Annotated in this window: 22 protein-coding genes, 2 tRNA genes and 1 other RNA gene; 15 read left to right on the top strand and 10 right to left on the bottom strand. The window is 55.7% G+C overall.

Annotation, left to right across the window (positions count from 1 at the left end; all coding sequences use genetic code 11):
• Positions 1 to 50: 50 nt before the first annotated feature.
• Genes selD through ACJ8J4_RS04485 form a run of 4 tightly spaced genes read left to right on the top strand, consistent with a single transcriptional unit; the run spans position 51 to position 4,430 of the window.
• Positions 51 to 1,094: a selenide, water dikinase SelD gene (gene selD, locus ACJ8J4_RS04500; RefSeq protein ID WP_025303088.1), complete on the top strand. Its 1,044-nt coding sequence runs from the start codon at positions 51 to 53 to the stop codon at positions 1,092 to 1,094.
• Positions 1,095 to 1,102: 8 nt separating this feature from the next.
• Positions 1,103 to 2,212: a tRNA 2-selenouridine(34) synthase MnmH gene (gene mnmH / locus ACJ8J4_RS04495; protein WP_038629396.1), complete on the top strand. Its 1,110-nt coding sequence runs from the start codon at positions 1,103 to 1,105 to the stop codon at positions 2,210 to 2,212.
• Positions 2,212 to 4,137 carry a DNA topoisomerase III gene (locus ACJ8J4_RS04490; protein ID WP_043142985.1) on the top strand — a complete coding sequence of 642 codons (1,926 nt, stop codon included), beginning with the start codon at positions 2,212 to 2,214 and terminating at the stop codon, positions 4,135 to 4,137. The genes mnmH and ACJ8J4_RS04490 overlap by 1 nt, the downstream gene beginning before the upstream one ends.
• Positions 4,134 to 4,430 carry a YnjH family protein gene (locus ACJ8J4_RS04485; protein ID WP_025303085.1) on the top strand — a complete coding sequence of 99 codons (297 nt, stop codon included), beginning with the start codon at positions 4,134 to 4,136 and terminating at the stop codon, positions 4,428 to 4,430. The genes ACJ8J4_RS04490 and ACJ8J4_RS04485 overlap by 4 nt, the downstream gene beginning before the upstream one ends.
• Before the next feature lie 21 nt (positions 4,431 to 4,451).
• Here the strand turns inward: ACJ8J4_RS04485 and ACJ8J4_RS04480 are convergent, their stop codons facing one another.
• The 8 genes from ACJ8J4_RS04480 to ACJ8J4_RS04445 form a co-directional block, all read right to left on the bottom strand.
• A complete protein-coding gene (locus ACJ8J4_RS04480) occupies positions 4,452 to 4,853 on the bottom strand; it encodes a pyrimidine (deoxy)nucleoside triphosphate diphosphatase (RefSeq protein ID WP_049209192.1) in 402 nt (133 codons plus the stop codon).
• A gap of 44 nt (positions 4,854 to 4,897) precedes the next feature.
• Positions 4,898 to 5,704, bottom strand: coding sequence for an exodeoxyribonuclease III (xthA, locus tag ACJ8J4_RS04475; protein WP_025303083.1), 807 nt, complete (start codon positions 5,702 to 5,704; stop codon positions 4,898 to 4,900).
• Between the two features lie 101 nt (positions 5,705 to 5,805).
• Entirely contained in the window at positions 5,806 to 6,378 is a 573-nt protein-coding gene (locus tag ACJ8J4_RS04470) for a TIGR00730 family Rossman fold protein (RefSeq protein WP_004932190.1), read from the bottom strand.
• A gap of 192 nt (positions 6,379 to 6,570) precedes the next feature.
• Positions 6,571 to 6,698, bottom strand: a non-coding RNA gene (locus tag ACJ8J4_RS04465) — RtT sRNA.
• 47 nt (positions 6,699 to 6,745) lie between these two features.
• Positions 6,746 to 6,830, bottom strand: a tRNA-Tyr gene (locus ACJ8J4_RS04460).
• 189 nt (positions 6,831 to 7,019) lie between these two features.
• Positions 7,020 to 7,104: transfer RNA gene (locus ACJ8J4_RS04455), tRNA-Tyr, on the bottom strand.
• A gap of 175 nt (positions 7,105 to 7,279) precedes the next feature.
• Positions 7,280 to 8,128, bottom strand: a complete 849-nt coding sequence (gene purU, locus ACJ8J4_RS04450) for a formyltetrahydrofolate deformylase (protein ID WP_004932187.1) — start codon at positions 8,126 to 8,128, stop codon at positions 7,280 to 7,282.
• 68 nt (positions 8,129 to 8,196) lie between these two features.
• The gene (locus ACJ8J4_RS04445; RefSeq protein WP_025303082.1) at positions 8,197 to 8,661 is read right to left on the bottom strand and encodes a YchJ family protein; all 465 of its coding nucleotides are present in this window, start codon (positions 8,659 to 8,661) and stop codon (positions 8,197 to 8,199) included.
• 118 nt (positions 8,662 to 8,779) lie between these two features.
• Here ACJ8J4_RS04445 and rssA point away from each other — a divergent pair, with 118 nt between their 5' ends.
• The 5 genes from rssA to ACJ8J4_RS04420 all read left to right on the top strand — a co-directional run bounded on the left by rssA (position 8,780) and on the right by ACJ8J4_RS04420 (position 14,333).
• A complete protein-coding gene (rssA, locus tag ACJ8J4_RS04440; protein WP_149570639.1) occupies positions 8,780 to 9,682 on the top strand; it encodes a patatin-like phospholipase RssA in 903 nt (300 codons plus the stop codon).
• Positions 9,683 to 9,785: 103 nt separating this feature from the next.
• A complete protein-coding gene (gene rssB, locus ACJ8J4_RS04435; protein ID WP_025303080.1) occupies positions 9,786 to 10,799 on the top strand; it encodes a two-component system response regulator RssB in 1,014 nt (337 codons plus the stop codon).
• A 212-nt stretch (positions 10,800 to 11,011) separates the two neighbouring features.
• Entirely contained in the window at positions 11,012 to 11,929 is a 918-nt protein-coding gene (gene galU / locus ACJ8J4_RS04430; protein WP_025303079.1) for a UTP--glucose-1-phosphate uridylyltransferase GalU, read from the top strand.
• Between the two features lie 40 nt (positions 11,930 to 11,969).
• Positions 11,970 to 13,313, top strand: coding sequence for a UDP-glucose dehydrogenase family protein (locus ACJ8J4_RS04425; RefSeq protein ID WP_197832024.1), 1,344 nt, complete (start codon positions 11,970 to 11,972; stop codon positions 13,311 to 13,313).
• Positions 13,314 to 13,322: 9 nt separating this feature from the next.
• Positions 13,323 to 14,333: an NAD-dependent epimerase gene (locus tag ACJ8J4_RS04420; protein ID WP_025303077.1), complete on the top strand. Its 1,011-nt coding sequence runs from the start codon at positions 13,323 to 13,325 to the stop codon at positions 14,331 to 14,333.
• A 186-nt stretch (positions 14,334 to 14,519) separates the two neighbouring features.
• Here ACJ8J4_RS04420 and hns read toward each other — a convergent pair whose 3' ends face one another.
• On the bottom strand, positions 14,520 to 14,927 hold the full coding sequence (hns, locus tag ACJ8J4_RS04415) for a histone-like nucleoid-structuring protein H-NS (protein ID WP_004932170.1): 408 nt from the start codon (positions 14,925 to 14,927) through the stop codon (positions 14,520 to 14,522).
• Between the two features lie 699 nt (positions 14,928 to 15,626).
• Between hns and ACJ8J4_RS04410 the strand changes: the two genes are divergently transcribed.
• Positions 15,627 to 16,211, top strand: coding sequence for a thymidine kinase (locus ACJ8J4_RS04410; RefSeq protein WP_015378091.1), 585 nt, complete (start codon positions 15,627 to 15,629; stop codon positions 16,209 to 16,211).
• 119 nt (positions 16,212 to 16,330) lie between these two features.
• Here the strand turns inward: ACJ8J4_RS04410 and adhE are convergent, their stop codons facing one another.
• A complete protein-coding gene (gene adhE, locus ACJ8J4_RS04405) occupies positions 16,331 to 19,003 on the bottom strand; it encodes a bifunctional acetaldehyde-CoA/alcohol dehydrogenase (protein WP_025303076.1) in 2,673 nt (890 codons plus the stop codon).
• 531 nt (positions 19,004 to 19,534) lie between these two features.
• On the opposite strand from adhE, the gene ACJ8J4_RS04400 reads away from it, so the two are divergent.
• The 5 genes from ACJ8J4_RS04400 to oppC all read left to right on the top strand — a co-directional run bounded on the left by ACJ8J4_RS04400 (position 19,535) and on the right by oppC (position 26,225).
• Positions 19,535 to 20,179 (top strand): YchE family NAAT transporter, encoded by a 645-nt coding sequence (locus tag ACJ8J4_RS04400; RefSeq protein WP_015378089.1) that lies wholly within the window; start codon positions 19,535 to 19,537, stop codon positions 20,177 to 20,179.
• Positions 20,180 to 20,875: 696 nt separating this feature from the next.
• Positions 20,876 to 22,513: an ABC transporter substrate-binding protein gene (locus ACJ8J4_RS04395; RefSeq protein WP_197835980.1), complete on the top strand. Its 1,638-nt coding sequence runs from the start codon at positions 20,876 to 20,878 to the stop codon at positions 22,511 to 22,513.
• A 147-nt stretch (positions 22,514 to 22,660) separates the two neighbouring features.
• Positions 22,661 to 24,298, top strand: coding sequence for an oligopeptide ABC transporter substrate-binding protein OppA (gene oppA, locus ACJ8J4_RS04390; protein WP_025303074.1), 1,638 nt, complete (start codon positions 22,661 to 22,663; stop codon positions 24,296 to 24,298).
• Positions 24,299 to 24,381: 83 nt separating this feature from the next.
• A complete protein-coding gene (gene oppB, locus ACJ8J4_RS04385; RefSeq protein WP_004932150.1) occupies positions 24,382 to 25,302 on the top strand; it encodes an oligopeptide ABC transporter permease OppB in 921 nt (306 codons plus the stop codon).
• A gap of 14 nt (positions 25,303 to 25,316) precedes the next feature.
• The gene (oppC, locus tag ACJ8J4_RS04380; RefSeq protein ID WP_025303073.1) at positions 25,317 to 26,225 is read left to right on the top strand and encodes an oligopeptide ABC transporter permease OppC; all 909 of its coding nucleotides are present in this window, start codon (positions 25,317 to 25,319) and stop codon (positions 26,223 to 26,225) included.
• Positions 26,226 to 26,229: the final 4 nt, after the last annotated feature.

The raw sequence follows: 26,229 nt of genomic DNA, 5'->3' as shown, positions 1-26,229 counted from the left end.
CAAGCGCTACCCTATGTTATCTTGAGTGCCGTTACCGAAGGGAGTGGACTATGACATCGCCAGCGATCCGTTTAACCCAGTACAGCCATGGCGCTGGCTGCGGCTGCAAAATCTCACCGAAAGTTCTCGAAACCATCCTGCATAGCGAGCGGGAAAAGTTTGTCGATCCGCGCCTGCTGGTCGGCAATGAAACCCGCGACGATGCGGCGGTGTACGACATTGGCAACGGCGTCGGTATCATCAGCACCACCGACTTCTTCATGCCGATCGTCGACGATCCATTCGATTTCGGCCGCATTGCGGCTGCCAACGCCATCAGCGACGTGTACGCCATGGGCGGCAAACCGATCATGGCGATCGCCATTCTCGGCTGGCCGATCGCCAAGCTGCCGCCGGAGGTGGCGCAGCAGGTGATCGACGGCGGCCGTTTCGCCTGCCAGCAGGCGGGGATCGCGCTGGCCGGTGGCCATTCCATCGATGCACCGGAACCTATTTTCGGCCTGGCGGTGACCGGCGTGGTCAATACCGAGCGGGTGAAGAAAAACAGCGCGGCACAGGCCGGATCAAAACTTTATCTGACCAAGCCGTTGGGCATCGGTGTGCTGACGACCGCCGAGAAGCAAAGCAAGCTGCGCCCTGAGCATCAGGGCCTGGCGACTGAAGTGATGTGTCGCCTGAATAAACCGGGTGCTGATTTTGCCGAGGTGGCGGGCGTCACAGCGATGACCGACATCACCGGCTTTGGCCTGCTGGGTCACCTGAGCGAGGTATGCCAGGGCTCCGGTCTGCAGGCGACGGTCTGGTTTGATCGGGTGCCGAAACTGCCGGACGTCGAGGCGTATATCGCCGAGGGCTGTGTGCCGGGCGGCACCGGGCGCAACTTCGACAGCTATGGCCATCTGGTGGGCGAGATGAGCGATTTGCAGCGCCAGCTGCTGTGCGATCCGCAAACCTCCGGCGGCTTGCTGTTGGCGGTATTGCCGGAGGCGGAAGCGCAGGTGCTGGCGATTGCCGAACAGCACGGTATCACGCTCAACGCTATCGGTGAATTGCATGTGGCATCGGCCGATAAGCCGCTGATCGAGGTCGCGTAGTGTCCAACATGCAAGGAAGGGCGGACAGCGACGATTACCAACGCATTTTCCTGCAGGACGTGCCGCTGATTGACGTGCGCGCACCGATCGAGTTTCAGCAGGGCGCCTTCGCTCAGGCACTGAATCTGCCGCTGATGATCGACAGCGAACGCCAGGCGGTCGGCACCTGCTATAAGCAGCATGGGCAACAAGCGGCGATCGCGCTCGGCCACAGCCTGGTGAACGGCAAACTGCGCGAACAGCGCACCGCCGCCTGGCTGGCGGCCTGCGCAGAGCGGCCCGAAGGCTATATTTACTGCTTCCGCGGCGGGCTGCGCTCGCAGCTGGTGCAGCAATGGCTGCATGAGGCCGGCGTCGAGTACCCGCGTATCATTGGCGGTTATAAGGCGCTGCGCAATTATTTGCTCGGCGTGCTGGCGCAAAGCGCGGCATTGCCGATGGCCCTGGTGGGCGGCAATACCGGCAGCGGCAAGACGTTGCTGGTCAACGAACTGGCCGACGGCGTCGATCTGGAAGGCGTGGCGCGCCATCGCGGTTCATCTTTTGGTCGAACGCTGGCGGGCCAGAGCTCGCAGATCGATTTTGAGAATCGTCTGGCTGTGTTATTGCTGAAAAAACAGCATGGTGGCAGCCGCCGTTGGGTGCTGGAAGACGAAGGGCGGATCATCGGCAGCAACAATCTGCCGCTGCCGCTGTTCAATGGGATGCAGCAGGCGCCGGTGGCGGTGATCGACGATCCGTTCGACATTCGTCTGGCGCGTCTGCAGGCGGAATATATCGACGGCATGCGCGAACAGTTCGAACAGGCCTATGGTGTGGAAGACGGCTGGCGACAGTACGACGACTATCTGCACCACGGCCTGTTCGCCATACGCCGCCGCCTGGGGCTGGAACGCTTCCAGCAGCTGACGCAACGACTGGAAGCGGCGCTGCGGGCACAGCGGCTCAGCGGCCAGGGCGAGGCGCACCGCGAGTGGCTGGCGCCCCTGTTGCAGCAGTACTACGATCCGATGTATTGCTATCAGTTGGAAAAGAAAGCCCAGCGGATTGTCTTCCGTGGGAACTATGCAGAAGTAAGAGAATTCTTGATGACGTTCAGCCAGAAAAACGGTGAATAATGCGACTGTTCATAGCCGAGAAACCGAGTTTGGCGCGCGCCATTGCCGACGTCTTGCCCAAGCCGCATCGCCGCGGCGACGGGTATATCGCCTGTGGCAACAACGACGTGGTGACCTGGTGCGTCGGCCACCTGTTGGAGCAGGCTCAGCCTGACGCTTATGACAGCCGCTATGCGCGCTGGTCGTTGGCGGATCTGCCGATCATTCCCGAAAAATGGCGGTTGCAGCCGCGGCCTTCGGTCAGTAAACAGCTCAACGCCATTAAAAAGTTGCTGCTTGAAGCCGATGAAGTGGTTCACGCCGGCGACCCGGATCGCGAAGGGCAACTGCTGGTGGATGAGGTGCTGGACTACCTGGATTTGACGGCGGAGAAGCGCCAGAACGTGCGCCGCTGTCTGATCAACGATCTCAACCCGCAGGCAGTGGAGCGCGCGGTCGAGCGTCTGCGTGACAACCGAGACTTTATCCCGCTGTGCGTGTCTGCGCTGGCACGTTCGCGCGCCGACTGGCTGTACGGCATCAATATGACCCGCGCTTATACGCTGCTGGGCCGCAACGCCGGTTACGACGGCGTGCTGTCGGTGGGCAGGGTGCAGACGCCGGTGCTGGGATTGGTGGTGCGGCGCGATGAAGAGATCGAAAACTTCGTGCCGAAAGACTTCTTTGAGGTCAAGGCGCACATCGTTACGCCGAAAGAAGAACGCTTCGTGGCGCTGTGGCAACCCAGCGACTCCTGTGAGCCTTATCAGGACGAAGAGGGGCGTTTGCTGCACCGGCCGTTGGCGGAGCACGTGGTCAAGCGCATCGAGGGCCAGCCGGCGCTGGTCACGTCCTATAACGATAAACGGGAATCAGATACTGCGCCGCTGCCGTTTTCGCTCTCCACGCTGCAGATCGAAGCGGCCCGGCGTTATAACCTCAGCGCCCAACAGGTGCTGGACGTTTGCCAGCGGCTGTACGAAACCCATAAATTGATCACCTATCCGCGTTCCGACTGTCGCTACCTGCCGGAAGAACATTTCGCTGGCCGCCATGCGGTGCTGAACGCCATCAGCGTGCACCAGCCTGAACTGTACCCGCAGCCGGTGATCGACAGCGATCGCCGCAACCGCTGCTGGGACGACAAAAAGGTCGATGCGCACCACGCTATCATTCCTACCGCCCGTGCCGGCAAGATTAACCTGACGCAGGATGAACGGAACGTGTATGGGCTGGTGGCGCGCCAGTATCTGATGCAGTTTTGTCCGGATGCGGTGTTCCGCAAATGCGTGATCGAGCTGGATATCGCCGGCGGCAAATTCATCGCCAAGGCGCGTTTCCTGGCGGAGGCCGGTTGGCGTACGCTGCTGGGCAGCAAGGAACGCGACGAGGAAAATGAGGGCGCACCGTTGCCGGTGGTGGCTAAAGATGATGAGCTGCTGTGTGAGCGCGGTGAAGTGGTGGAGCGCCAGACGCAGCCCCCGCGGCCGTTTACCGACGCCAGCCTGTTGTCGGCCATGACCGGCATCGCGCGGTTCGTACAAGATAAAGCGCTAAAGAAAATCCTGCGAGCGACCGATGGTTTAGGTACGGAAGCGACGCGAGCGGGGATCATCGAATTGCTGTTCAAACGGGCGTTTCTGTACAAGAAGGGACGCTATATTCACTCCAGCGAAACCGGGCGCGCGTTGATTCACTCGCTGCCGGATCTTGCTGCGCGTCCTGATATGACGGCAAACTGGGAAGCCACGCTGACGCAAATCAGCGAGAAATCCTGCCGCTATCAGGACTTTATGCAGCCGTTGGTCGGCACGCTGCAAGAGCTGATTTATCAGGCCAAGCAGAGCCGGGCGAGCATGGCGTTTCGTGGATTGCCGCCGCCGCCCTCCAGCGGGGGCAAAAAACGCAGGAAAAGCGCCGGCAAGGCGCAGGAGAAAAGTGAATGAAGCGTGGACTCAATGGGGTGCTGGCTGCCGCTGCCCTGGCGTATTGCGGCCTGGCGGCCGCCAACCGGGGCGATGTGGACGTGGTGTTGCCGGTTTCGCCGGAGATTTGGGGCACGGCCAAAAGCGGCGTCAACCCGCCGCCGGCGCAGCCCTGCAACCGCTGTTGCGTCTACCAGAACCAGAACTATTCCGAGGGCGCGGTGCTTAAAGTGGAAGGGGAAGTGCTGCAGTGCGTGCGTGAGCCTAACACCATCGGCACCAACCCCTTGATTTGGGTGCGATTGAAGAAGTGACGATGTAACCTATCGCCGCGCTCAGCGTACATCGCCTTGCGCGGCGATATAGCCCGCCAGCAGTGGAACGTCAGCGGGTGCCAGAGCGTATTCCTGCGCCTGTTGCGGCGTGACCCAGACCAGCGCCGAGTGGCAGCGCTGTTGCAGTTCACCGGAGAACTCCGCGACTTGCCAGGCGTGCAGCCGGATGAGGAGTTCGCCTTGCTGCCACTGATTGCTGCCCACATAGTTGCCGATACGGGCGCAAATTCCCAATTCTTCATCCAGCTCGCGCGCCAGCGCCTCTGGCTGGCTTTCGCCGGCTTCAACCTTGCCGCCGGGGAATTCCCACAGACCGGCCTGGTCGCTGCCTGCGCCGCGCTGGGCCAGCAAAATGCGGCCATTTTTTTCCAGAATGGCGGCCACCACGTCGATAATTTTCATTGGCTTCACAGAGTAAAACCCCGGCGAGCGCCGGGGTGATGGGGTTACAGCGTAAATTCCGCCCAGACCGGTGCATGGTCGGAAGGTTTCTCCATACCACGGGTTTGGTAATCGATGCCGGTGGCGATGCAGCGCGAAGCTAGCGGGGTGCTGGCGAGCAGCAGATCGATACGCAGGCCGCGGTTGTCGTCGAACCCTTTGGAGCGGTAGTCGAACCACGAGAATTCGTCGCTGCGCCCCGGGTTGGCGTGGCGGTAGGTATCCACCAGGCCCCAGTTCAGCAGGCGGTCCATCCATTCACGTTCTTCCGGCAGGAAGGAGCATTTACCGGTACGCAGCCAGCGTTTGCGGTTGTCTTCGCCGATGCCGATATCGTAATCGCTGGGGCTGATATTCATGTCGCCCATGATCAGCACCGGGGATTCTGCCGACAGCTGTTGCTCCAGGTAATTTTGCAGGTCCTGATAAAACCGCGTTTTAGCCGGGAATTTGATCGGATGGTCGCGGCTTTCACCTTGCGGGAAGTAGCCGTTGATCACCGTCAGCGTGCCCTGTGGCGTAGCCAGATCGGCCATGATGATGCGACGCTGCGCATCTTCTTCATCGGTCGGGAAACCGCGGCGCACGGCCAGAGGCTCCGCTTTGGTCAGCAGCGCCACGCCGTAATGGCCTTTTTGCCCGTGATAGAATACGTGGTAGCCGTGTTGGCTGACGTCTTCCAATGGGAACATGTCATCGTGAACTTTGGTTTCCTGCAGACCGATCACGTCGGGCTGGTGCTGTTCGATAATTGCCGCCAGCTGATGCGGACGCGCGCGCAGTCCATTGATATTAAAAGAGACAAACTTCATGAGCGGTGCCGTTTTCACGAGAAAAATGTGCTGTGATAGTAGCAGAGTTTGGCGGGAAATGTAACGCAGACAGCGGCGGGACCGCTGACTGCGCAGCGGGTTTATTTCGCCCAGCGGTCGTAATTTTTAGGTTGATAGTCGTCAAACTGTTGCAGCAGCGTTTGTGCCGATTCACTGATGTGCAGGGTACCGAGATAGTCGTGGCGCATGAAACCCTGATCGGCGACGTGCTCGAGGAACTGGCTCAGTGGGCGGTAGAATCCGTTGACGTTCAGCAGGCCGACCGGCTTGTTGTGATAGCCGATTTGCCCCCAGGTCCAGATTTCAAACAGCTCTTCCAGCGTGCCGATGCCGCCGGGCAGGGCGATAAAACTGTCCGCCAGCGCCGCCATACGGGCTTTGCGCGTATGCATATCGGGTACCACTTCCAGTTCGGTCAGGCCGCGATGCGCCGTTTCCGCTTCCACCAGGCGCTCGGGGATAATGCCGACAGCTTCACCGCCCGCTGCCAACACCGCGTCTGCCACGATCCCCATCAATCCTTTTTTGCCGCCGCCGTAGATTAAACGGCGCCCCTGAGCGGCCAGCAGCTGCCCCAGTTGACGAGCCTGCTCGGCATAAGCGGGATTGACGCCCTCACTGGCGCCACAAAAAACGCAAATATTGTTTCGCATCCACCTGTTCCTTACTGCACTAAAGAAGCCAGTGGTATAGCGAATTGTCGGCCGGAGTTCAAGTTACGGGCGGAGGAGAGAAATAAAACGTCTGGATAGAAGCGGTTAATAAGGGGAGATAACTTGATTTATTGATACGAGAACATTGGATGCAACGAGTTTTAAGTAGGGTTTGGATTTTTCTGCAGGAGATGGTGGTGGGGGAAGGATGATTCGTCGCTGTGCGACTCACCCTGCGGGCCGCGCTGAAGCGCGTTGTCTCACTGCGTGAGACTCGAACCTTGGTCGAAGCTTCTCATCCTTCCCCAATACGGAACATTATGGAGGCGATGTGTTTTTAATTTGGTTTGGGGATTTTTGCAAGAGATGGTGGTGGGGGAAGGATTCGAACCTTCGAAGTCTGTGACGGCAGATTTACAGTCTGCTCCCTTTGGCCGCTCGGGAACCCCACCATGGTATTCATGGATTTACTGATTTTTTAAGGAATGGGCTAAATTCCTATTGTGTGCTTCTAAGGATTACCGCGCTAAAGCGCGTTGTCTCGCTACGCTCGGCTCGAACCTTGTCGAAGCTTCTCATCCTCCCCCTCGGCGTTTAATGAGATTTCAGCTTTCGCTTCAAGTTCATCAACAAAGAGAAGATGGTGGTGGGGGAAGGATTCGAACCTTCGAAGTCAGTGACGGCAGATTTACAGTCTGCTCCCTTTGGCCGCTCGGGAACCCCACCATATACATGGCTATTTAACTGGCCTTGCTTGCGAGAGCGCTGTCTCGGTAAGCGGGGCGCATCATATCAAATGAAGCGGATGTGTAAAGCATTGAAATGCAGAAAATGAATCGTTTGCCGTTTTTTTATTCTTGGCGGTGCATCCCTGAACGAAATGCACCGATTTATTGAGCGATTACAGAATAACGGTGCGGTTGCCGTAGACGAAGACGCGCTGCGCCAACACCTGATAAAGCGCGCGGCTGAGCACGTTTTTCTCTACGTCGCGGCCGGCGCGCATCATATCCTCGGCGGAATAGGTGTGATCGACGTGGATCACGTCCTGCATGATGATCGGGCCTTCGTCGAGATTGTCGTTAACGTAGTGGGCGGTGGCGCCGATGATTTTTACCCCGCGCTCATAGGCCTGGTGATAAGGGCGTGCGCCGATAAACGCCGGCAGGAACGAATGGTGAATGTTGATCACCTGGTTCGGATAATGTTGCACGAAGGCCGGCGTCAGCACGCGCATATATTTGGCCAACACCACGTAATCCGGCTGATATTGATCGATCTTGGCCGTCATTTCGCGGTCATGCTGCTCCCGCGTCAAGCCTTCGTGGCTCACCAGATGGAAAGGAATATCGAAACGCTCCACCAGCGTTTGCAGCGTGTCGTGGTTGCCGATCACGGCGGCAATTTCAACGTCGAGGCCACCATAGGCGCTTTTCATCAACAGATCGCCCAGGCAGTGGGCCTCTTTGGTGACCAGCACCACGATGCGCCGGCGCCCGGTGCTGTGCAGCTCGCGCAGCGAACCTTCCGGCAGCGCGCTGTCCAGATCGGCCAGCAACGTGTTGTCGTTGAAAATGCCTTCCAGCTCGGTGCGCATAAAGAAACGCCCGGTGCGGTGATCGACGAACTCATTATTCTGGACGATATTGAGTTCGTGCTTGTAACAGATGTTGGTGATCTTGGCGATCAGCCCTTTGGCGTCCGGGCAGATGGTGCGTAACACTTTTCGTTGTACATTTTGGTGTGGCATGGGTTTGAGGATCCTGTCTGATACTGAACGGCCTGTCTGCGCAGGCGTAAACGTGAAGCGCCGGCCGGTTAGCGCCCGCAGCACTTCTTATATTTTTTCCCTGAGCCACAGGGACACATCGCATTTCTGCCGGGCTGGGGTTTGGTACCGTCGATATAATACCAACGTTGATCGCGACGAAGGAAGCGTGAGCGCTCATGCATCGCTTGCGGTTCGCCGCTTTCGCCATCGGTAAAACGGGCGATGAATTCGACGAAGCCTTCATCCGGCTCATGACCGGCTTTCTCTTCCACGACCGTCAGGCCCAGCCATTCGGTATTCTTAAAACTGTCGACGATTGCATTGCGCCACGCTTCGGCACCGCAGTCGGGGTGCCAGGTGGCGATCAGATAGTCGACGTTATGACTCACGTAGGCGGTGAAGCGTGAACGCATCAGCTGGCCGGGCGTCGGCGCTGGCTGATTGCCGCTGATAAAAGGGGCGCAGCACGCGTTATACGCCAGTCCGCTGCCGCATGGGCATAATTCGGGCAAAATAACTCCTGAGAACACGAGGCAGAAAATGAATTTAGCGCATATGTTACCTAACAATATTCGTCAGTGACAATCTACCCTGAAAGCAGAGAACACCTTTCACCCTGAGGATGGCGCGATGCGGCAAATCAAGATCGGACTGGCGCTGGGAGCGGGCTCGGCCAAAGGCTGGGCGCACATCGGCGTGATCAATGCGATAAAGAAACTGGGGATTGAGGTTGATGTCGTTGCTGGCTGCTCTGTCGGCGCGTTGGTGGGCGCGGCGTTCGCCAGCCATCGTCTGCCGGCGATGGAGCAGTGGGTGCGATCGTTCAGCTATTGGGACGTCATTCGCCTGATGGATTTTTCCTGGCAGCGCGGCGGCCTGTTGCGCGGCGAGCGGGTGTTTAACGCCGTCGGACAGCTGCTGAGGATCAATGATATCGCCGATTGCGCGTTGAAGTTCGGTGCCGTGACCACCAATCTCAGCACCGGGCGCGAGCTGTGGCTGACCGAAGGCGATATTCATCAGGCGATACGCGCCTCCTGCAGCATGCCTGGCCTGTTGGCGCCAGTATGGGCCGACGGCTATTGGCTGGTGGATGGCGCGGTGGTCAATCCTGTGCCGGTGTCGCTTTGCCGCGCCATGGGCGCCGATATCGTCATCGCGGTCGATCTGCAGCATGATGCGCATCTGATGCAGCAGGATCTGTTCTCGATACGTATCGAGGAAGAAAGCCCGGGCGATGCGCCTGCGGCGACCTGGCGCGGGCGTCTGCGGGAACGCATCGGCAAAATGCGACAGCGCAAACCGGCGACGGCGCCGACGGCGATGGAGATCATGAGCACCTCGATTCAAATGCTGGAAAATCGTTTGAAGCGTAATCGGATGGCGAGCGATCCGCCGGATGTGTTGATTCAACCTTTTTGTCCGCAAATCTCGACGCTGGATTTCCACCGCGCCGATGAAGCGATCGCAGCGGGGTTGCTGGCGGTGGAAAAACAACTGGATCGGTTGTTGCCGTTGATAAAAAATAGATAATTCTCGGTTCTCGGTTGGCAATGCGCGGTCAGTCTGTTTCAGACGAGCATAAGTGACCTTTTTGAGCCACTATTACACTATGGAAAGGGACGAGGCTCGGCTGATGGCATTACCACTTACTCACAAGCGCATCTTGATCGTTGAGGACGAACAGGTTTTTCGTTCAGTGCTGGTCGGTTATTTGGCCTCACTGGGTGCTGAAACCGGCGAGGCGACCAACGGTATACAGGCGCTGGGTGCCGTCGATGACTTCAAGCCGGATCTGATCCTGTGCGATCTCGCGATGCCGGAAATGGGGGGGATCGAATTCGTAGAGCACCTGCGTTTGCAGGGGCTGCAAATCCCGGTGCTGGTGATCTCGGCCACCGACAAGATGGCTGACATCGCCAAGGTGCTGAGGTTGGGCGTGCAGGATGTGCTGCTCAAGCCGCTGACCGATCTCAATCGCCTGCGTGAAGCGGTGTTGGCATGCTTATACCCCAATATGTTCACTTCCCAGGCGATTGAAGAGGTTGAACTGTTTCAGGACTGGGATGCGTTGAGCAAAAATCCCTCCGAAGCCGTCAAACTGCTTAAACAATTGCAACCGCCGGTACAGCAGACTATTGCGCATTGCCGGATCAACTATCGGCAGTTAACCACCGGCGAAAATCCTGGCCTGGTGCTGGATATCGCCGCTTTGTCAGAAAAGGATCTGGCATTCTATTGCCTGGACGTCACGCGCGCCGGCGATAATGGCGTATTGGCGGCATTGCTGTTGCGTGCATTATTTAATGGGCTGCTGCAAGACCATCTGGCTAATCAACAGCATCGTCTGCCGCAAATGTCGGCATTGTTAAAGCAGGTTAATCAATTATTGCGGCAGGGGAAATTAGACGGTCAATTCCCGCTGTTGCTGGGATATTATCACGCCGAAAATAAAAACCTGATTCTGGTTTCTGCCGGGCTGCATGCCAACGTCAATACCGGTGACAATCAAATCCAGCTGAGCAATGGCGTGCCACTGGGGACGCTGGGGGCCACCTACATGAATCAGATCAGCCAGCGCTGCACTGCCTGGCAGTGTCAGGTATGGGGAAGCGGTGGTCGGTTGCGACTGATGCTCAGCGCTGAATAACAGGCAACGAACGGCGAGATCTTAAGCTATTCACTTATCGGTAATTAAACCGTTTATTTATTCTCCCGATTATCCGAACGGGTAATAGTCCTAAATGTTTTCTATTTGTGTTCTGGTTAATGCCAGGCGCGCATAAGCTGGTATACTCCGAAGGTTTTTTATATTGAGCCCAAGCTCATAAAATGAGCGCTTTAGCTTCAAGAGAGGAAATAATGCCTGCTGTAAATCGCAAAGTCAGAAAAGCCGTGATCCCGGTTGCAGGCTTGGGTACGCGGATGTTGCCGGCCACCAAAGCCATTCCGAAAGAAATGCTGCCGCTGGTTGATAAACCGCTGATCCAATACGTCGTTAATGAGTGCATTGCGGCGGGGATTAACGAGATTGTGCTGGTCACCCACTCCTCCAAGAACTCGATCGAAAACCATTTTGATACCAGTTTCGAACTTGAAGCGATGCTGGAAAAACGCGTCAAGCGGCAATTGCTGGATGAAGTGCAGTCGATCTGCCCGAAAGGCGTTACCGTGATGCAGGTTCGTCAGGGCAATGCCAAAGGCCTGGGGCACGCGATTATGTGTGCCTACCCGATGGTGGGCGATGAACCGGTGGCGGTGGTGTTGCCGGACGTGATCCTCGACGAATACAGCGCCGATCCGAAAAAAGACAACCTCCGCGAAATGCTGCAGCGCTTCGAAACTACCGGCGTCAGCCAGATCATGGTTGAACCCGTGCCGCATAAAGATGTCGGAAACTACGGCGTAGCCGACTGTAAGGGCGTTGCTTTGCAACCGGGCGAAAGTGCGCCGATGGTGAGTGTGGTTGAGAAACCTTCGCCGGATAAAGCCCCTTCCAACCTGGCGATTGTCGGTCGTTACGTGTTATCCGCCGATATTTGGCCGCTGTTGGCTAAAACGCCCCCTGGCGCCGGCGACGAAATTCAGCTGACTGACAGTATCGAAATGTTGATGCAGCAGGAAACGGTGGAAGCGTATCACCTGAAGGGCGTAAGCCATGACTGTGGTAACAAGCTGGGATACATGCAGGCTTTTGTAGAGTACGGCATGCGTCATGCCAGCCTGGGCAAAGAATTTTCTCAGTGGCTGCAACAGGTTGTTGCCGCTGACAAGAAGTAATTTGATCTTTCGTCTTAATTTGAAAAACTAGGATTTTCACATGAAAGTAACAGTTTTTGGTATTGGCTATGTAGGGCTGGTGCAGGCCGCCGTACTGGCTGAAGTTGGCCATGACGTTATGTGCATTGACGTCGATGAGCGAAAAGTCGAAAACCTGAAAAAGGGCAATATTCCGATTTTTGAACCGGGCTTGACGCCGCTGGTGCAGAAAAACTATGAGGCTGGGCGCCTGCATTTCACCACCGATGCCAAAGCGGGCGTGGCGCACGGGAATATCCAGTTTATCGCCGTCGGCACGCCGCCGGATGAGGACGGCTCCGCCGATCTGAAATATGTCACCGCGGTTGCACGTACCATCGCTGAACACATGATCGATCGCAAAGTGGTGATCGATAAATCCACCGTGCCGGTCGGTACGGCGGACAAGGTGCGTCAGGTGATGGCGGAAACGCTGGCTAAACGCGGCAGCAACGTGGCGTTCGACGTGGTATCCAACCCTGAATTCCTGAAGGAAGGCGCTGCGGTAGCTGACTGCATGCGCCCTGAACGCATCGTGATCGGTACCGATAATAAAGAGGTAATCGAACCGATTCGCGAACTGTACGAGCCGTTTAACCGCAATCACGATCGTATGATCATGATGGATATCCGCAGCGCAGAGCTGACCAAATACGCCGCCAACTGCATGCTGGCGACCAAAATCAGCTTTATGAACGAAATGTCCAATCTGGCGGAAATGCTGGGTGCGGACATCGAGAAAGTGCGTCAGGGCATCGGTTCCGACTCACGCATCGGTTATCACTTTATCTACCCTGGCTGCGGCTACGGTGGTTCTTGCTTCCCGAAAGATGTCCAGGCGTTGATCCGCACGGCGGAGCAGATCGGTTACCAACCGAAGCTGCTGCAGGCGGTAGAGCAGGTCAACTACCAACAGAAAGATAAGTTGAACAGCTTTATCAAAGATTACTTCGGCAGCGATCTGAAGGGGAAAACCTTTGCGCTGTGGGGCCTGGCGTTCAAGCCGAATACCGATGACATGCGTGAAGCGTCCAGCCGCGTGCTGATGGAGCAATTGTGGGCTGCCGGCGCCACCGTTCAAGCCTACGATCCTGAAGCGATGAACGAAGTTCAGCGCATCTATGGCCAGCGCGACGACTTGAAGCTGATGGGGACCAAAGAGGCTGCATTGCACGGCGCCGATGCTCTGGTGATCTGCACCGAATGGCAGAATTTCCGCGCACCGGACTTCGATGTGATCAAGAGTGCGTTGAAGCAGCCGGTGATCTTCGATGGACGTAACCTGTACGATCCGGAGCGTTTGGAGAATCGCGGCTTTATCTATTACGCGATTGGCCGCGGCGCCTCGATTAAACCGGTTATTTAAGGAGTGGGCATGAAATTCCTGGTTACAGGCGCCGCAGGGTTTATTGGTTATCACGTTGCAGAGCGTTTGTTGACCGCCGGGCATCAGGTTGTCGGCATCGATAACCTGAATGACTATTATGACGTGGGCCTGAAAATGGCCCGTCTGGACAGACTGGCGGATAAGCCGGGATTCCGCTTTATCAAGCTGGATTTGGCCGATCGTGAAGGGATGGCGGCATTGTTCGCCGAGCATCAGTTCCAACGAGTCATTCATTTGGGGGCACAAGCCGGCGTGCGTTATTCGTTGGTTAACCCGTTGGCTTATGCGGACGCCAACCTGATCGGCCATTTGAACGTTCTGGAAGGCTGCCGCCATAATAAGGTCGAGCATTTACTTTATGCTTCCTCCAGCTCTGTTTATGGCCTCAATCGCAAGTTGCCGTTTGCTACCGAAGATTCTGTCGATCACCCTGTGTCACTGTATGCGGCCACCAAAAAAGCCAATGAGCTGATGTCACACAGCTACTCTCATTTATACGGTCTCCCGACGACGGGGTTACGCTTCTTTACCGTATATGGTCCCTGGGGGCGTCCGGATATGGCGCTGTTCAAGTTTACCAAGGCCATATTGGCGGGGGAGAGCATCGATGTATATAACCACGGTGAAATGCACCGTGACTTTACCTACATCGATGATATCACCGAGGCGATTGTGCGGCTGCAGGCGGTTATTCCGCAGGCAGATCCGTCATGGAGCGTTGAACAGGGATCGCCAGCGACCAGTTCCGCACCGTATCATGTTTATAATATCGGCAATAACACCCCTGTTAAACTGATGGAATATATCACGGCACTGGAGCAGGCTTTGGGGGTAACTGCCCGCAAGAATATGCTGCCGATGCAACCTGGCGACGTGATGGATACCAGTGCGGACACCGCAGAGCTTTATCGTGACATTGGTTTTAAACCGGAAACCAGCGTTGAAGAGGGTGTAAAGCGCTTTGTTGATTGGTATAAGGCATTCTACCAGGTTCAATAATTGAACGAGGGTAAATGCGATAAAGGGGCCTTAGGGCCCCTTTTTTTCATTGGGGCTCCATGCAGGGAAGAAAATGCGAATTAGGATATTTACTAAAAGGAGAGGGGTGAGGTGGGATCACGTCGATAAGCTTTAAAATGAAAAGGCCCCCCAGAGGGAGCCTTTCAGATACGGACTGAATCGCTATTACAGCAGGAAATCGTCCAGAGATTTACCTTGCTCTTCGATAGCTTTCTTAATCACCGCAGGCGTACGGCCTTGGCCGGTCCAGGTTTTCAGTTCGCCATTTTCATCTTTATATTGGTATTTAGCAGGACGTGCTGCACGCTTTGCTTTGCCGGCAGCCTTGTTGGCAGCCATGGTTTGCAGCAGCTCATTTGGATCGATACCATCAGCAATCAGCATTTCGCGGTATTGCTGCAGTTTACGAGTGCGTTCTTCGATTTCTGCTTGAGCCTGGCTGTCTTCTTCGCGACGTTCGTTCACAACAACTTCCAGTTTCTCGAGCATTTCTTCCAGCGTTTCCAGTGTGCATTCTCTTGCCTGGGCGCGCAGAGTGCGGATGTTGTTCAAAATCTTTAATGCTTCGCTCATTGTCCTAGTCTCAAATTATATTGGTGGGGGGCGTCTCGATAATAATAGAGTGCTATTTTCTTTTCTGCAATAGCCAAATTGACTTGAATACTCAAATTTACCTTTTAAAAAACCGTTAATCGGATCTGTCCGACTAATATAGGAAGGGCTGTTAACTATTATCCTCACCGCACTTAAGTCAAAATTTCAGCAGGCATGCTTTAAAAGGCGCGTGTCGCAAGGCTTTCATCGATAAGTTATCGTCGTAATTTATATCAATATTACAATGAGTTCTGTGGGCTTAATCACGCCATGGTAAGGCAGACATTGTAAACAATAGGGGTATATAGGTAAAGGTTGCGTCAGGAAACGTCGGGGGGATAGCGAAGGTGATTAAATGCCCTGTATTGGCCTCACGTATAATAGACAAGCACTCTCCCGCGGCTGCGGTGCCTGCCGCAGTGAAAGAGGTTATGCATTAATGGGCAAATGTTCGGGGTTAACCATTAGCAAGAATTAATAGTGATGACAGGCATACATTATCCTGTAAATAGCTGTAAAAAGAACGGGCCGACAGAACGATATGTTTCGCTTGAAAGCGCATTATTACGGCGAACGCAATATTCGTTCGCTTTGGGCTGAGCCGGGGGGCGGCTTATGGTACACTTACCGTCCTAATCAACATTTGAATATTTCTTATACCATCGGAGTTGCGGGGCCATGGCTCAACTTTATTTTTATTACTCTGCGATGAATGCCGGCAAGTCCACCGCGCTGCTACAGTCTTCATATAACTATCAAGAACGTGGTATGCGCACGCTGGTGTTCACCGCGGAGATCGATCACCGCTTTGGCGTCGGTAAAGTCAGCTCGCGCATCGGTTTATCCTCGCAGGCCCAGCTCTATAACAACGACTCGATGCTGTACGCCATGATTCAGCAAGAGCATCAACAGCAGCCGGTGCATTGTGTGCTGCTGGATGAAAGCCAGTTCCTGACCAAGGCGCAGGTTGAGCAATTGTGCGATGTGGTGGACCAACTGGACATTCCCGTATTGTGCTACGGCCTGCGTACCGATTTTCTCGGTGAGCTGTTTACCGGCAGCCAATATTTGCTGGCCTGGGCCGATAAGCTGGTGGAATTGAAAACCATCTGTCACTGTGGGCGCAAAGCCAACATGGTGTTGCGGTTGGATGAAAACGGCCAGGCGATGCACGCTGGTGAACAGGTGGTGATTGGCGGTAACGAGAGCTATGTCTCCGTCTGTCGCAAGCATTATAAAGAGGCGATTCACTCCTTGGAGTAGGAGCGAAAATGCCGCCAGCGCCCGCTGAGGCGTTTTGGCGGCGGGATAAGAAAAACCGCGCGCCAGGCGCAATAAAAAACCCGCCGTTTGGCGGGTTTTTTTATCGGTTCACGGAACCGTTATTTCTTGGGCTTCTTTACCGCGGTTTTGGCTGCAGCCGGAGCCGCCGCTTCCTCGTCGACCGCTTCGCTGAATTCGCGGCCGTAGAAGGTATCCAGCATGATTTGCTTCAGTTCGGCAATCAGCGGGTAGCGCGGGTTGGCGCCGGTGCATTGGTCGTCGAATGCGTCTTCCGACAGCTTGTCGACTTTCGCTAGGAAGTCCGCCTCCTGCACACCCGCCTCACGGATGGAGGTTGGGATGCCCAACTCGGTTTTCAGCTCGTCCAGCCAGGCCAGCAGTTTCTCAATCTTCTGCGCGGTGCGGTCGCCCGGTGCGCTCAGGCCGAGGTGGTCGGCGATTTCAGCGTAGCGGCGGCGCGCCTGAGGGCGGTCGTACTGGCTGAAGGCCGTTTGCTTGGTCGGGTTGTCGTTCGCGTTGTAGCGAATGACGTTGGAAATCAGCATTGCGTTGGCCAGGCCGTGCGGAATGTGGAACTCCGAACCCAGCTTGTGCGCCATGGAGTGACAAACCCCGAGGAAGGCGTTGGCGAAAGCGATACCGGCGATGGTGGCGGCGTTGTGCACGCGTTCACGGGCAACCGGGTTTTTCGCGCCTTCTTTATAGCTGGCCGGCAGATACTCTTTCAACAGTTTCAGCGCCTGCAGCGCCTGGCCGTCGGAGTATTCGTTCGCCAGCACCGACACGTAGGCTTCCAGCGCGTGGGTTACCGCATCCAGACCGCCGAAGGCGCACAGGGATTTTGGCATGTTCATCACCAGGTTGGCGTCGACAATCGCCATGTCCGGGGTCAGCGCATAGTCGGCCAGCGGGTATTTCTGTCCGGTGGTGTCGTCGGTCACGACGGCGAATGGCGTGACTTCCGAACCGGTGCCTGAGGTGGTGGTGATGGCGATCATCTTCGCTTTCACGCCCATTTTCGGGAACTTGTAGATACGCTTGCGGATGTCCATGAAGCGCAGCGCCAGATCCTCGAAGTGGGTTTCAGGATGTTCGTACAGCACCCACATGATTTTCGCGGCGTCCATCGGCGAACCGCCGCCCAGCGCGATGATGACGTCCGGTTTGAAGGAGTTCATCTGCTCGGCGCCTTTGCGCACGATGCTCAGCGTCGGATCGGCTTCCACTTCAAAGAACACTTCAGTTTCGATACCGTGAGACTTCAGAACCTTGGTGATCTGGTCGGCATAGCCGTTGTTGAACAGGAAACGGTCGGTCACGATGAAGGCGCGTTTCGCCCCGTCGGTCGCCACTTCTTCCAGCGCGATAGGCAGTGAGCCACGGCGGAAGTAGATCGATTTCGGAAGTTTATGCCACAACATGTTTTCTGCTCGCTTCGCTACAGTTTTCTTGTTGATCAGGTGTTTAGGTCCGACGTTTTCAGAGATGGAGTTACCACCCCAGGAACCGCAACCCAGCGTCAGCGAAGGCGCAAGTTTGAAGTTGTACAGGTCGCCGATACCGCCCTGAGAAGCCGGGGTGTTGATCAGAATGCGAGCCGTTTTCATTTTATCGCCGAAGTAGGCGATGCGAGCCGTTTGGTTATCCTGGTCGGTGTACAGGCAGGACGTGTGGCCGATACCGCCCATGGCGACCAGTTTTTCGGCTTTGGCGACGGCGTCTTCGAAGTCTTTGGCACGGTACATCGCCAGGGTAGGCGACAGTTTTTCATGTGCGAAAGGTTCAGACTCGTCGACCAGCTTCACTTCACCGATCAGCACTTTGGTGTTGGCCGGCACTTTGATGCCGGCCATTTCGGCGATTTTCGGTGCGGATTGCCCGACGATGGCCGCGTTCAGGCCGCCGTTTTTCAGGATGATGTCCTGCACCGCTTTCAGTTCTTTACCCTGCAGCAGATAGCCGCCGTGGGAAGCGAAGCGCTCGCGTACCGCATCATAGATAGCGTCAACGACGATGACCGACTGTTCGGAAGCGCAGATAACGCCGCTGTCGAAGGTTTTGGACATCAGGATAGAGGCGACCACGCGTTTGATATCTGCGGTTTCGTCTACCACGACCGGCGTATTGCCGGCGCCGACGCCGATTGCCGGTTTGCCGGAACTGTAGGCGGCTTTCACCATGCCCGGACCACCGGTGGCGAGGATCAGGTTGATGTCAGGGTGGTGCATCAGCTGGTTGGACAGTTCGACGGTAGGTTGGTCGATCCAACCGATAATGTCTTTCGGCGCACCGGCGGCGATAGCGGCTTGCAGCACGATATCGGCGGCTTTGTTGGTGGCATTCTTCGCACGCGGGTGCGGCGAGAAGATGATGCCATTGCGGGTTTTCAGGCTGATCAGCGCTTTGAAGATCGCGGTAGAAGTTGGGTTGGTGGTAGGCACGATACCGCAAATCAGGCCGATAGGTTCGGCGATGGTGATGGTACCGAAAGTGTCATCTTCAGACAGGATGCCACAGGTTTTTTCATCTTTATAGGCGTTGTAGATGTACTCGGAAGCGAAGTGGTTTTTGATCACTTTGTCTTCGACGATACCCATTCCGGATTCTTCCACGGCCATTTTGGCCAATGGGATACGGGCATCAGCAGCGGCGAGGGCGGCAGCGCGGAAGATTTTATCCACTTGCTCTTGAGTGAAGTTGGCATATTCGCGCTGGGCTTTTTTGACACGTGCGACAAGCTCGTTCAGTTCAGCGACATTCGTTACAGCCATAATGCTCTCCTGATAATGTTAAACTCTTTCAGTAAATAAGCCGTGCGAGCCACTAGTATAGTCGTAACGGGGATAAGCGGTGATGAGAATACCGGGGTCTTCCCGCGTTATTTCTTCGCATGCTGCTGATTTGCTTAAAGAGCTTCACCCTACGCCAACCGGAGGGGCAGGCAGTGAGGAGAAGGGAACCGGCGATGCTGCTGCCGACTTTGTTCTACTCCCTGACTACGACTAAGAGCTTACCCACTGTTGGGTAGTTGATTTGTGATCTAAATCATGAAAACTGCAAGCTGACACCTTTCAGCTTGCTGGTGTTGGGAATTATTCTCGATAACTGTGAGCGGTGACTCTTTTTTCAACATAAAAAATCAAAAGGCCATACATCACTTTAACAAAGGGCATTTGTTTTGTTGCATAACCTGCTGGTAGTCAAAAATGCTGCTCTGGCCGGATGGATTACCCGCGGCAATTCCATTACATTAGCGCGCATAGGCAGCACACCTTTTTATAGTACTTAATGCGGAGCCATCTGTGGGCCAATCTCTGTTGGATCTTTCCGGCTTTATCAAGTTCTTTGTCGGTCTGTTTGCGCTGGTCAACCCGGTGGGCATCTTGCCGGTGTTTATCAGTATGACCAGTTATCAGGCGGAAGCGGGGCGCAACAAAACCAACCTGACCGCCAACCTGTCGGTCGCCATCATTCTGTGGACCTCGCTGTTCCTGGGCGAAGGGATCCTGCGGATGTTCGGCATCTCTATCGATTCGTTCCGCATCGCCGGCGGTATTCTGGTGGTGACCATCGCCATGTCGATGATCAGCGGCAAGCTGGGGGAAGACAAACAGAACAAACAGGAGAAGTCGGAGAGCGCGATCCGCGAAAGCATCGGCGTGGTGCCGTTAGCGCTGCCGCTGATGGCGGGGCCGGGGGCGATCAGTTCTACCATCGTCTGGAGTTCACGTTATCACAACTGGCAAAGCCTGCTCGGTTTTACGGTGGCGATCGCCTTGTTCGCCTTTTGCTGCTGGCTGTTGTTCCGCGCCGCGCCGCTGTTGGTGCGTTTGCTTGGGCAGACCGGCATCAACGTGATCACCCGAATCATGGGCCTGTTGCTGATGGCGCTCGGGATCGAGTTTATCGTTACCGGCATTAAGGCGATATTCCCCGGCCTGTTGTAATACCCTTTGTTTAGCCGCGCACCTTTCGCGTTGGCGCGGCTAAAATTAATTTTAAAATTTAAATTATTTATTGGTTCGCATTATTATAGTGCAGAGGATGAATAAAATTTATTCGGTTGCACCCTTATGTTGCATAAATCTCATCTTGCTGTGCAAAAAAAACGCTAAGCATTATTTCAGACACTTTTCCTCCCCCATTTCCGCGCGTTTTGTCCCCGTTCAACGGTAAAGCTGTTGTTAAATTAATCACATCATTCTGTGGGGCTTGTCTCACTTTCATCCAGGTGTTATTAGTGATTAACCGACCATAGGCAGGTGTTTGTTCTTTGAATGGCTGGATTGTTAACTGAATGTTTCTTTGTGCGGCGGTGAGATGACGCTGACGGTTTCAAACGAAATGATTTTGGTTTTTTTATCTTTAAAATCAAAGTGATGATTTTGTTTTTTCGGTGCCCCGCTCTCGGGGAGCGGATCGGGCTTCGTGCGATAAAAGAGAATTGCTTAACATTTTCGTAAAATTTATTGGCTATGGAATTTGGCTTCTGCTAATTTCCGAGCAACTTTCCCGTGGTCAATTAACTGAAATGCGCCATAAAAACGGGAATGATTTTTGCTGGTATCCGTTTATTTAGAATTCTTATAAACACTTCACAAACTTCGATAAGCGATGCTTGTCGGTGAAAAGGAGCCTCGATTATGCAGCAAACCCTGAAGCGTACTTCTTTGACCTTGTTGATTAGCGGCGCGCTGAGCGTCGGCGTCATAAATAACAGTTTGGCGGCGGAAGTGCCGGCCGGCGTTCAGTTGGCGCAGCAACAGAATATTGTGATCAACAACGGCAGCGAAGTGGCTTCATTGGATCCGCATAAGGTCGAGGGGGTACCGGAAAGCAATATCATTCTTAACCTACTTGAAGGGCTGGTGAGCACCGACGCCAACGGGCATGTGGTGCCGGCGGCGGCGGCGAGCTGGGAAAACCAGAATTATCAGCAATGGACCTTCCACCTGCGCCCCGGCGCGGTGTGGAGCGACGGCACCCCGGTGACCGCGCAAGACTTCGTCTACAGCTGGCAGCGCCTGGCCGATCCGAAAATCGCCTCGCCTTACGCCAGCTATCTGCAATACACCAAAGTCGACAATATCGACGACATCCTGACCGGCAAGAAGCCTCCGCAGACCCTCGGCGTCAAGGCGCTGGACGACCAGACGCTGCAGGTGACGCTGAGCGAACCGGTGCCGTATTTCATCAGCATGCTGAGCCACACGTCGCTCAAACCGGTCAAACGGGCGGTGGTGGAGAAATTCGGCGATAAATGGACGCTACCCGCCAACTACGTCGGCAACGGCGCTTACCGCCTGAAAGAGTGGGTGGTGAACGAGCGCATCGTGCTGGAGCGCAGCCCGAGCTACTGGAACAACAAGCAGACGGTGATCAATCAGGCGACCTTCCTGCCGATTACTTCGGAAGTCAGCGACGTCAACCGCTTCCGCAGCGGCGAGATCGACATCACCAACAGCGCGATCCCGCCGTACCTGTACGTCAAGATGAAGCGCGAAATGCCCGAACAGCTGCACGTTAACCCTTATCTGTGCACCTTCTATTACGAGCTCAATAACAAGCGGGCGCCGTTTACCGATCCACGCGTGCGTACGGCGGTGAAGATGACGCTGGATCGCGACATCATCGCCAACAAGATCATGGGCCAGGGACAGATCCCGGCCTACAGTTTCACGCCGACCTTTACGGAGGGCGCGAACTTTACGCAGCCCGCATGGGCCGGCTGGAGCCAGGAACAGCGCAACGCCGAAGCCAGGAAGCTGCTGGCTGAGGCGGGCTACAGCGATGCCAAACCGCTGAAGTTCTCGTTGCTCTACAACACCTCCGATCAAAACAAACAGCAGGCGATCGCCGCCGCATCGATGTGGAAGAAGAACCTCGGTGCGGAGGTCACGCTGCGCAATCAGGAGTGGAAGACTTCATTGGAGAGCCGCCATCAGGGGCAATACGATGTGGCGCGCGCCACCTGGTGCGGCGATTACAACGAACCCAGTGCGTTCCTGAACCTGGTGCTGTCCAACAGCAGTATCAATACCGTGTTCTATAAGAGCCCGGCGTTCGACGCCATCATGGCCGCTACGCTGAAGGCGCCGGATGAGGCCGCGCGCGCCGCGCTCTATCAGCAGGCGGAAGCTCAGCTGGACAAAGACTCCGCGTTGGTCCCGGTTTATTACCGCGTCAGCGCACGGTTGATCAAGCCGACGGTAGGCGGGTTCACCGGCAAAGACCCGCTGGACTATACCGACGTTAAAAATCTGTACATTATCAAGCAGTAAAGGGGTATTCCTTGCGCTAACTCGCGGAGGAATATAGGGAAGGCCGGCCGCCGCATTCGTTCCGCGGCGGCGGGAAAACAGAGTCCGCTTACGGGCAACGCAGGTTCCACGAAGAGCCTGTGATAATAAAAACTGGAGTCGATAAGTATGACCAACATCACGAAGAAAACGCTCATTGCCGCCGGCGTCATCGCCGCGCTGGGCATCACAGCAACCACCTCCGCCTTTGCCGCCGACGTTCCTGCCGGCGTGCAACTGGCCGACAAGCAAGAAATTGTCAAAAATAACGGTTCCGAAGTGCAGTCGCTTGACCCACATAAAATCGAGGGCGTGCCGGAAAACAACGTCACCCGCGATCTGATGGAAGGCTTGGCGAACAACAGCCCGGACGGTTCCATCGTGCCGGGCGTCGCGGAAAGCTGGGATAACAAAGATTTCAAAGTCTGGACCTTCCACCTGCGTAAAGACGCCAAATGGTCCAACGGCAAGCCGGTGACGGCGCAAGATTTCGTCTACAGCTGGCAGCGCGTAGTGGATCCGAAAACTGCATCGCCTTACGCCAGCTACCTGCAGTACGCCCATGTGGAAAACGTCGATGACATTATCGCCGGTAAAAAAGACAAGTCGACGCTGGGCGTGAAGGCCATCGACGACCACACCTTCCAGGTGACCCTGAGCGAGCCGGTGCCTTATCTGGTTGAAATGACCCCACACTACGCCATGAAGCCGGTTTACAAAGACGCGGTGGAGAAGTTTGGCGAGAAGTGGACGCTGCCAGCCAACTACGTCAGCAACGGCGCTTACAAACTGAAAGACTGGATTGTCAACGAACGCATCGTACTGGAACGCAACCCGGAATATTGGGATAACGCCAAAACCATCATCAATAAAGTGACGTTCCTGCCTATTTCGTCGGAAGTGACCGACGTTAACCGCTACCGCACCGGCGAAATCGACATGACCTACAACAACATGCCGATCGAACTGTTCCAGAAGCTGAAGAAAGAGATCCCGAAAGAGGTGCATGTCGATCCTTACCTGTGCACCTACTACTACGAAATCAACAACCAGAAGGCGCCGTTCACCGATGCGCGCGTGCGTGAAGCGCTGAAGCTGGGCATGGACCGCGACATCATCGTCAACAAGGTGAAAAACCAGGGCGATCTGCCGGCCTACAGCTTTACGCCGCCATACACCGACGGCGCCAAGCTGACTCCGCCGGAGTGGTTCGGCTGGACGCAGGAAAAACGCAACGAAGTGGCGAAGAAACTGCTGGCGGAAGCCGGCTACGGCCCGGGTAAACCGTTGACCTTCTCCCTGCTGTACAACACCTCCGATCTGCACAAGAAGCTGGCGATCGCCGCCGCGTCCATCTGGAAGAAAAACCTGGGCGTGGACGTGAAGCTGGTGAACCAGGAGTGGAAAACCTTCCTGGATACCCGTCATCAGGGGACCTATGACGTGGCGCGCGCCGGCTGGTGCGCCGACTATAACGAGCCGAGTTCGTTCCTGAACATGATGCTGTCCGACAGCAGCAGTAACACCCCGCACTATAAGAGCGCCGAGTTCGACAAGCTGATGGCCAACGTGTTGACCGCGAAGAGCAAAGACGAGCGCGCCGATCTGTATCAGAAAGCGGAAGTTCAGCTGGATAAAGATTCCGCCATCGTTCCGCTGTATTACTACGTGAACGCCCGTTTGGTGAAACCTTACGTCGGTGGCTACACCGGCAAAGACCCGCTTGATAACGTGTACGACAAAAACCTGTACATCATCAAGCATTGATACGGTAAGAGCCGGCGGCGCAGGCCGCCGGCCCATGTTGAGAATAATAAGCCGTCATCAGGCTGTCGCACAGGGTTAGGGCAATGCTTAAATTTATACTTCGTCGCTTATTGGAAGCGATCCCGACACTATTTATCCTTATCACCATCTCATTCTTCATGATGCGCCTGGCGCCCGGCAGTCCATTTACCGGGGAACGCGCATTGCCGCCGGAAGTTATGGCGAATATCGAAGCCAAATATCATTTGAACGACCCGATCTGGAAACAGTACGGTCATTATCTGGCGCAGCTTGCGCAGGGAGACTTCGGCCCGTCCTTTAAATACAAGGACTATTCGGTCAACGATCTGGTCGCCAGCTCTTTCCCTGTTTCCGCCAAACTCGGCCTGGCCGCGTTTTTACTGGCGGTGGTGCTGGGCGTGAGCGCCGGCGTGATCGCCGCGTTGAATCAGAACACCAAATGGGACTACACGGTGATGGGGTTCGCCATGACCGGGGTGGTGATACCCAGTTTCGTGGTGGCGCCGCTGTTGGTGCTGATCTTCGCCATCACGTTGAAATGGCTGCCGGGCGGCGGCTGGAACGGCGGCGCGCCTAAGTTCATCATCTTGCCGATGGTAGCGCTGTCTCTGGCCTATATCGCCAGCATCGCCCGTATCACGCGCGGCTCGATGATTGAAGTGCTGCACTCCAACTTCATTCGCACCGCGCGCGCTAAAGGCTTGCCGATGCGCCGTATCATTTTCCGCCACGCGCTGAAGCCGGCGCTGTTGCCGGTGCTGTCCTATATGGGCCCGGCGTTCGTCGGGATCATCACCGGTTCGATGGTGATCGAAACCATCTACGGCCTGCCGGGGATCGGCCAGCTGTTCGTTAACGGCGCGCTGAACCGCGACTACTCCCTGGTGTTGAGCCTGACCATTCTGGTGGGCGCTTTGACCATTCTGTTCAACGCGATCGTCGATGTGCTGTATGCGGTCATCGATCCGAAAATCCGTTATTAATCTGGAGCACGCGAATGATGTTGACTAAAAAGAACAGCGAAGCTCTGGAACACTTCAGCGAGAAGCTGGAAGTGGAAGGACGCAGCCTGTGGCAAGACGCGCGCCGGCGCTTTATGCATAACCGTGCGGCGGTCAGCAGCCTGTTCATCCTGGTGTTGATCACGCTGTTTGTGGTGCTGGCGCCGATGCTGTCGCAATTTGCCTACGACGATACCGATTGGGCGATGATGTCCGCCGCGCCAAGCCTGGAATCGGGGCACTATTTCGGCACCGATTCCTCCGGGCGCGACCTACTGGTGCGCGTGGCGATTGGCGGGCGTATCTCGCTGATGGTCGGCGTGGCGGCGGCGCTGGTGGCGGTGATCGTCGGCACCCTGTACGGCGCGATGTCCGGTTATCTGGGCGGCAAGATCGACTCGGTGATGATGCGTCTGCTGGAGATCCTCAACTCCTTCCCGTTCATGTTCTTCGTGATCCTGCTGGTGACCTTCTTCGGCCAGAATATCCTGTTGATCTTCGTGGCGATCGGTATGGTGTCGTGGCTGGATATGGCGCGTATCGTGCGCGGCCAAACGCTCGGTCTCAAGCGTAAGGAGTTCATCGAAGCGGCGCTGGTGTGCGGCGTCTCCACGCGCAACATCGTGCTGCGGCATATCGTGCCTAACGTGCTCGGCGTGGTAGTGGTGTACGCGTCGCTGCTGGTGCCGAGCATGATCCTGTTCGAATCCTTCCTCAGCTTCCTGGGGCTGGGCACGCAGGAGCCGCTGAGCAGTTGGGGCGCATTGCTCAGCGACGGCGCCAACTCAATGGAAGTTTCACCGTGGTTGCTGCTGTTCCCGGCGGGTTTCCTGGTAGTCACTCTGTTCTGTTTCAACTTTATCGGCGATGGCCTGCGTGACGCCCTCGACCCGAAAGATCGTTAAGGAG

The sequence above is a fragment of the Serratia sp. CY47280 genome (assembly GCF_052168655.1).
Classification (GTDB): Bacteria; Pseudomonadota; Gammaproteobacteria; order Enterobacterales; family Enterobacteriaceae; genus Serratia; species Serratia bockelmannii.
This window is presented reverse-complemented; position numbering and strand designations above follow the sequence as displayed.

What these genes read in the sequence shown, in the direction of transcription:
- selD (WP_025303088.1), top strand. Translation starts at nt 51, where the DNA reads ATGACATCGCCAGCGATCCGTTTAACCCAGTACAGCCATGGCGCTGGC.
- mnmH (WP_038629396.1), top strand. Translation starts at nt 1,103, where the DNA reads ATGCAAGGAAGGGCGGACAGCGACGATTACCAACGCATTTTCCTGCAG.
- ACJ8J4_RS04490 (WP_043142985.1), top strand. Translation starts at nt 2,212, where the DNA reads ATGCGACTGTTCATAGCCGAGAAACCGAGTTTGGCGCGCGCCATTGCC.
- ACJ8J4_RS04485 (WP_025303085.1), top strand. Translation starts at nt 4,134, where the DNA reads ATGAAGCGTGGACTCAATGGGGTGCTGGCTGCCGCTGCCCTGGCGTAT.
- ACJ8J4_RS04480 (WP_049209192.1), bottom strand. Translation starts at nt 4,853, where the DNA reads ATGAAAATTATCGACGTGGTGGCCGCCATTCTGGAAAAAAATGGCCGC.
- xthA (WP_025303083.1), bottom strand. Translation starts at nt 5,704, where the DNA reads ATGAAGTTTGTCTCTTTTAATATCAATGGACTGCGCGCGCGTCCGCAT.
- ACJ8J4_RS04470 (WP_004932190.1), bottom strand. Translation starts at nt 6,378, where the DNA reads ATGCGAAACAATATTTGCGTTTTTTGTGGCGCCAGTGAGGGCGTCAAT.
- purU (WP_004932187.1), bottom strand. Translation starts at nt 8,128, where the DNA reads ATGCCACACCAAAATGTACAACGAAAAGTGTTACGCACCATCTGCCCG.
- rssA (WP_149570639.1), top strand. Translation starts at nt 8,780, where the DNA reads ATGCGGCAAATCAAGATCGGACTGGCGCTGGGAGCGGGCTCGGCCAAA.
- rssB (WP_025303080.1), top strand. Translation starts at nt 9,786, where the DNA reads ATGGCATTACCACTTACTCACAAGCGCATCTTGATCGTTGAGGACGAA.
- galU (WP_025303079.1), top strand. Translation starts at nt 11,012, where the DNA reads ATGCCTGCTGTAAATCGCAAAGTCAGAAAAGCCGTGATCCCGGTTGCA.
- ACJ8J4_RS04425 (WP_197832024.1), top strand. Translation starts at nt 11,970, where the DNA reads ATGAAAGTAACAGTTTTTGGTATTGGCTATGTAGGGCTGGTGCAGGCC.
- ACJ8J4_RS04420 (WP_025303077.1), top strand. Translation starts at nt 13,323, where the DNA reads ATGAAATTCCTGGTTACAGGCGCCGCAGGGTTTATTGGTTATCACGTT.
- hns (WP_004932170.1), bottom strand. Translation starts at nt 14,927, where the DNA reads ATGAGCGAAGCATTAAAGATTTTGAACAACATCCGCACTCTGCGCGCC.
- ACJ8J4_RS04410 (WP_015378091.1), top strand. Translation starts at nt 15,627, where the DNA reads ATGGCTCAACTTTATTTTTATTACTCTGCGATGAATGCCGGCAAGTCC.
- adhE (WP_025303076.1), bottom strand. Translation starts at nt 19,003, where the DNA reads ATGGCTGTAACGAATGTCGCTGAACTGAACGAGCTTGTCGCACGTGTC.
- ACJ8J4_RS04395 (WP_197835980.1), top strand. Translation starts at nt 20,876, where the DNA reads ATGCAGCAAACCCTGAAGCGTACTTCTTTGACCTTGTTGATTAGCGGC.
- oppA (WP_025303074.1), top strand. Translation starts at nt 22,661, where the DNA reads ATGACCAACATCACGAAGAAAACGCTCATTGCCGCCGGCGTCATCGCC.
- oppB (WP_004932150.1), top strand. Translation starts at nt 24,382, where the DNA reads ATGCTTAAATTTATACTTCGTCGCTTATTGGAAGCGATCCCGACACTA.
- oppC (WP_025303073.1), top strand. Translation starts at nt 25,317, where the DNA reads ATGATGTTGACTAAAAAGAACAGCGAAGCTCTGGAACACTTCAGCGAG.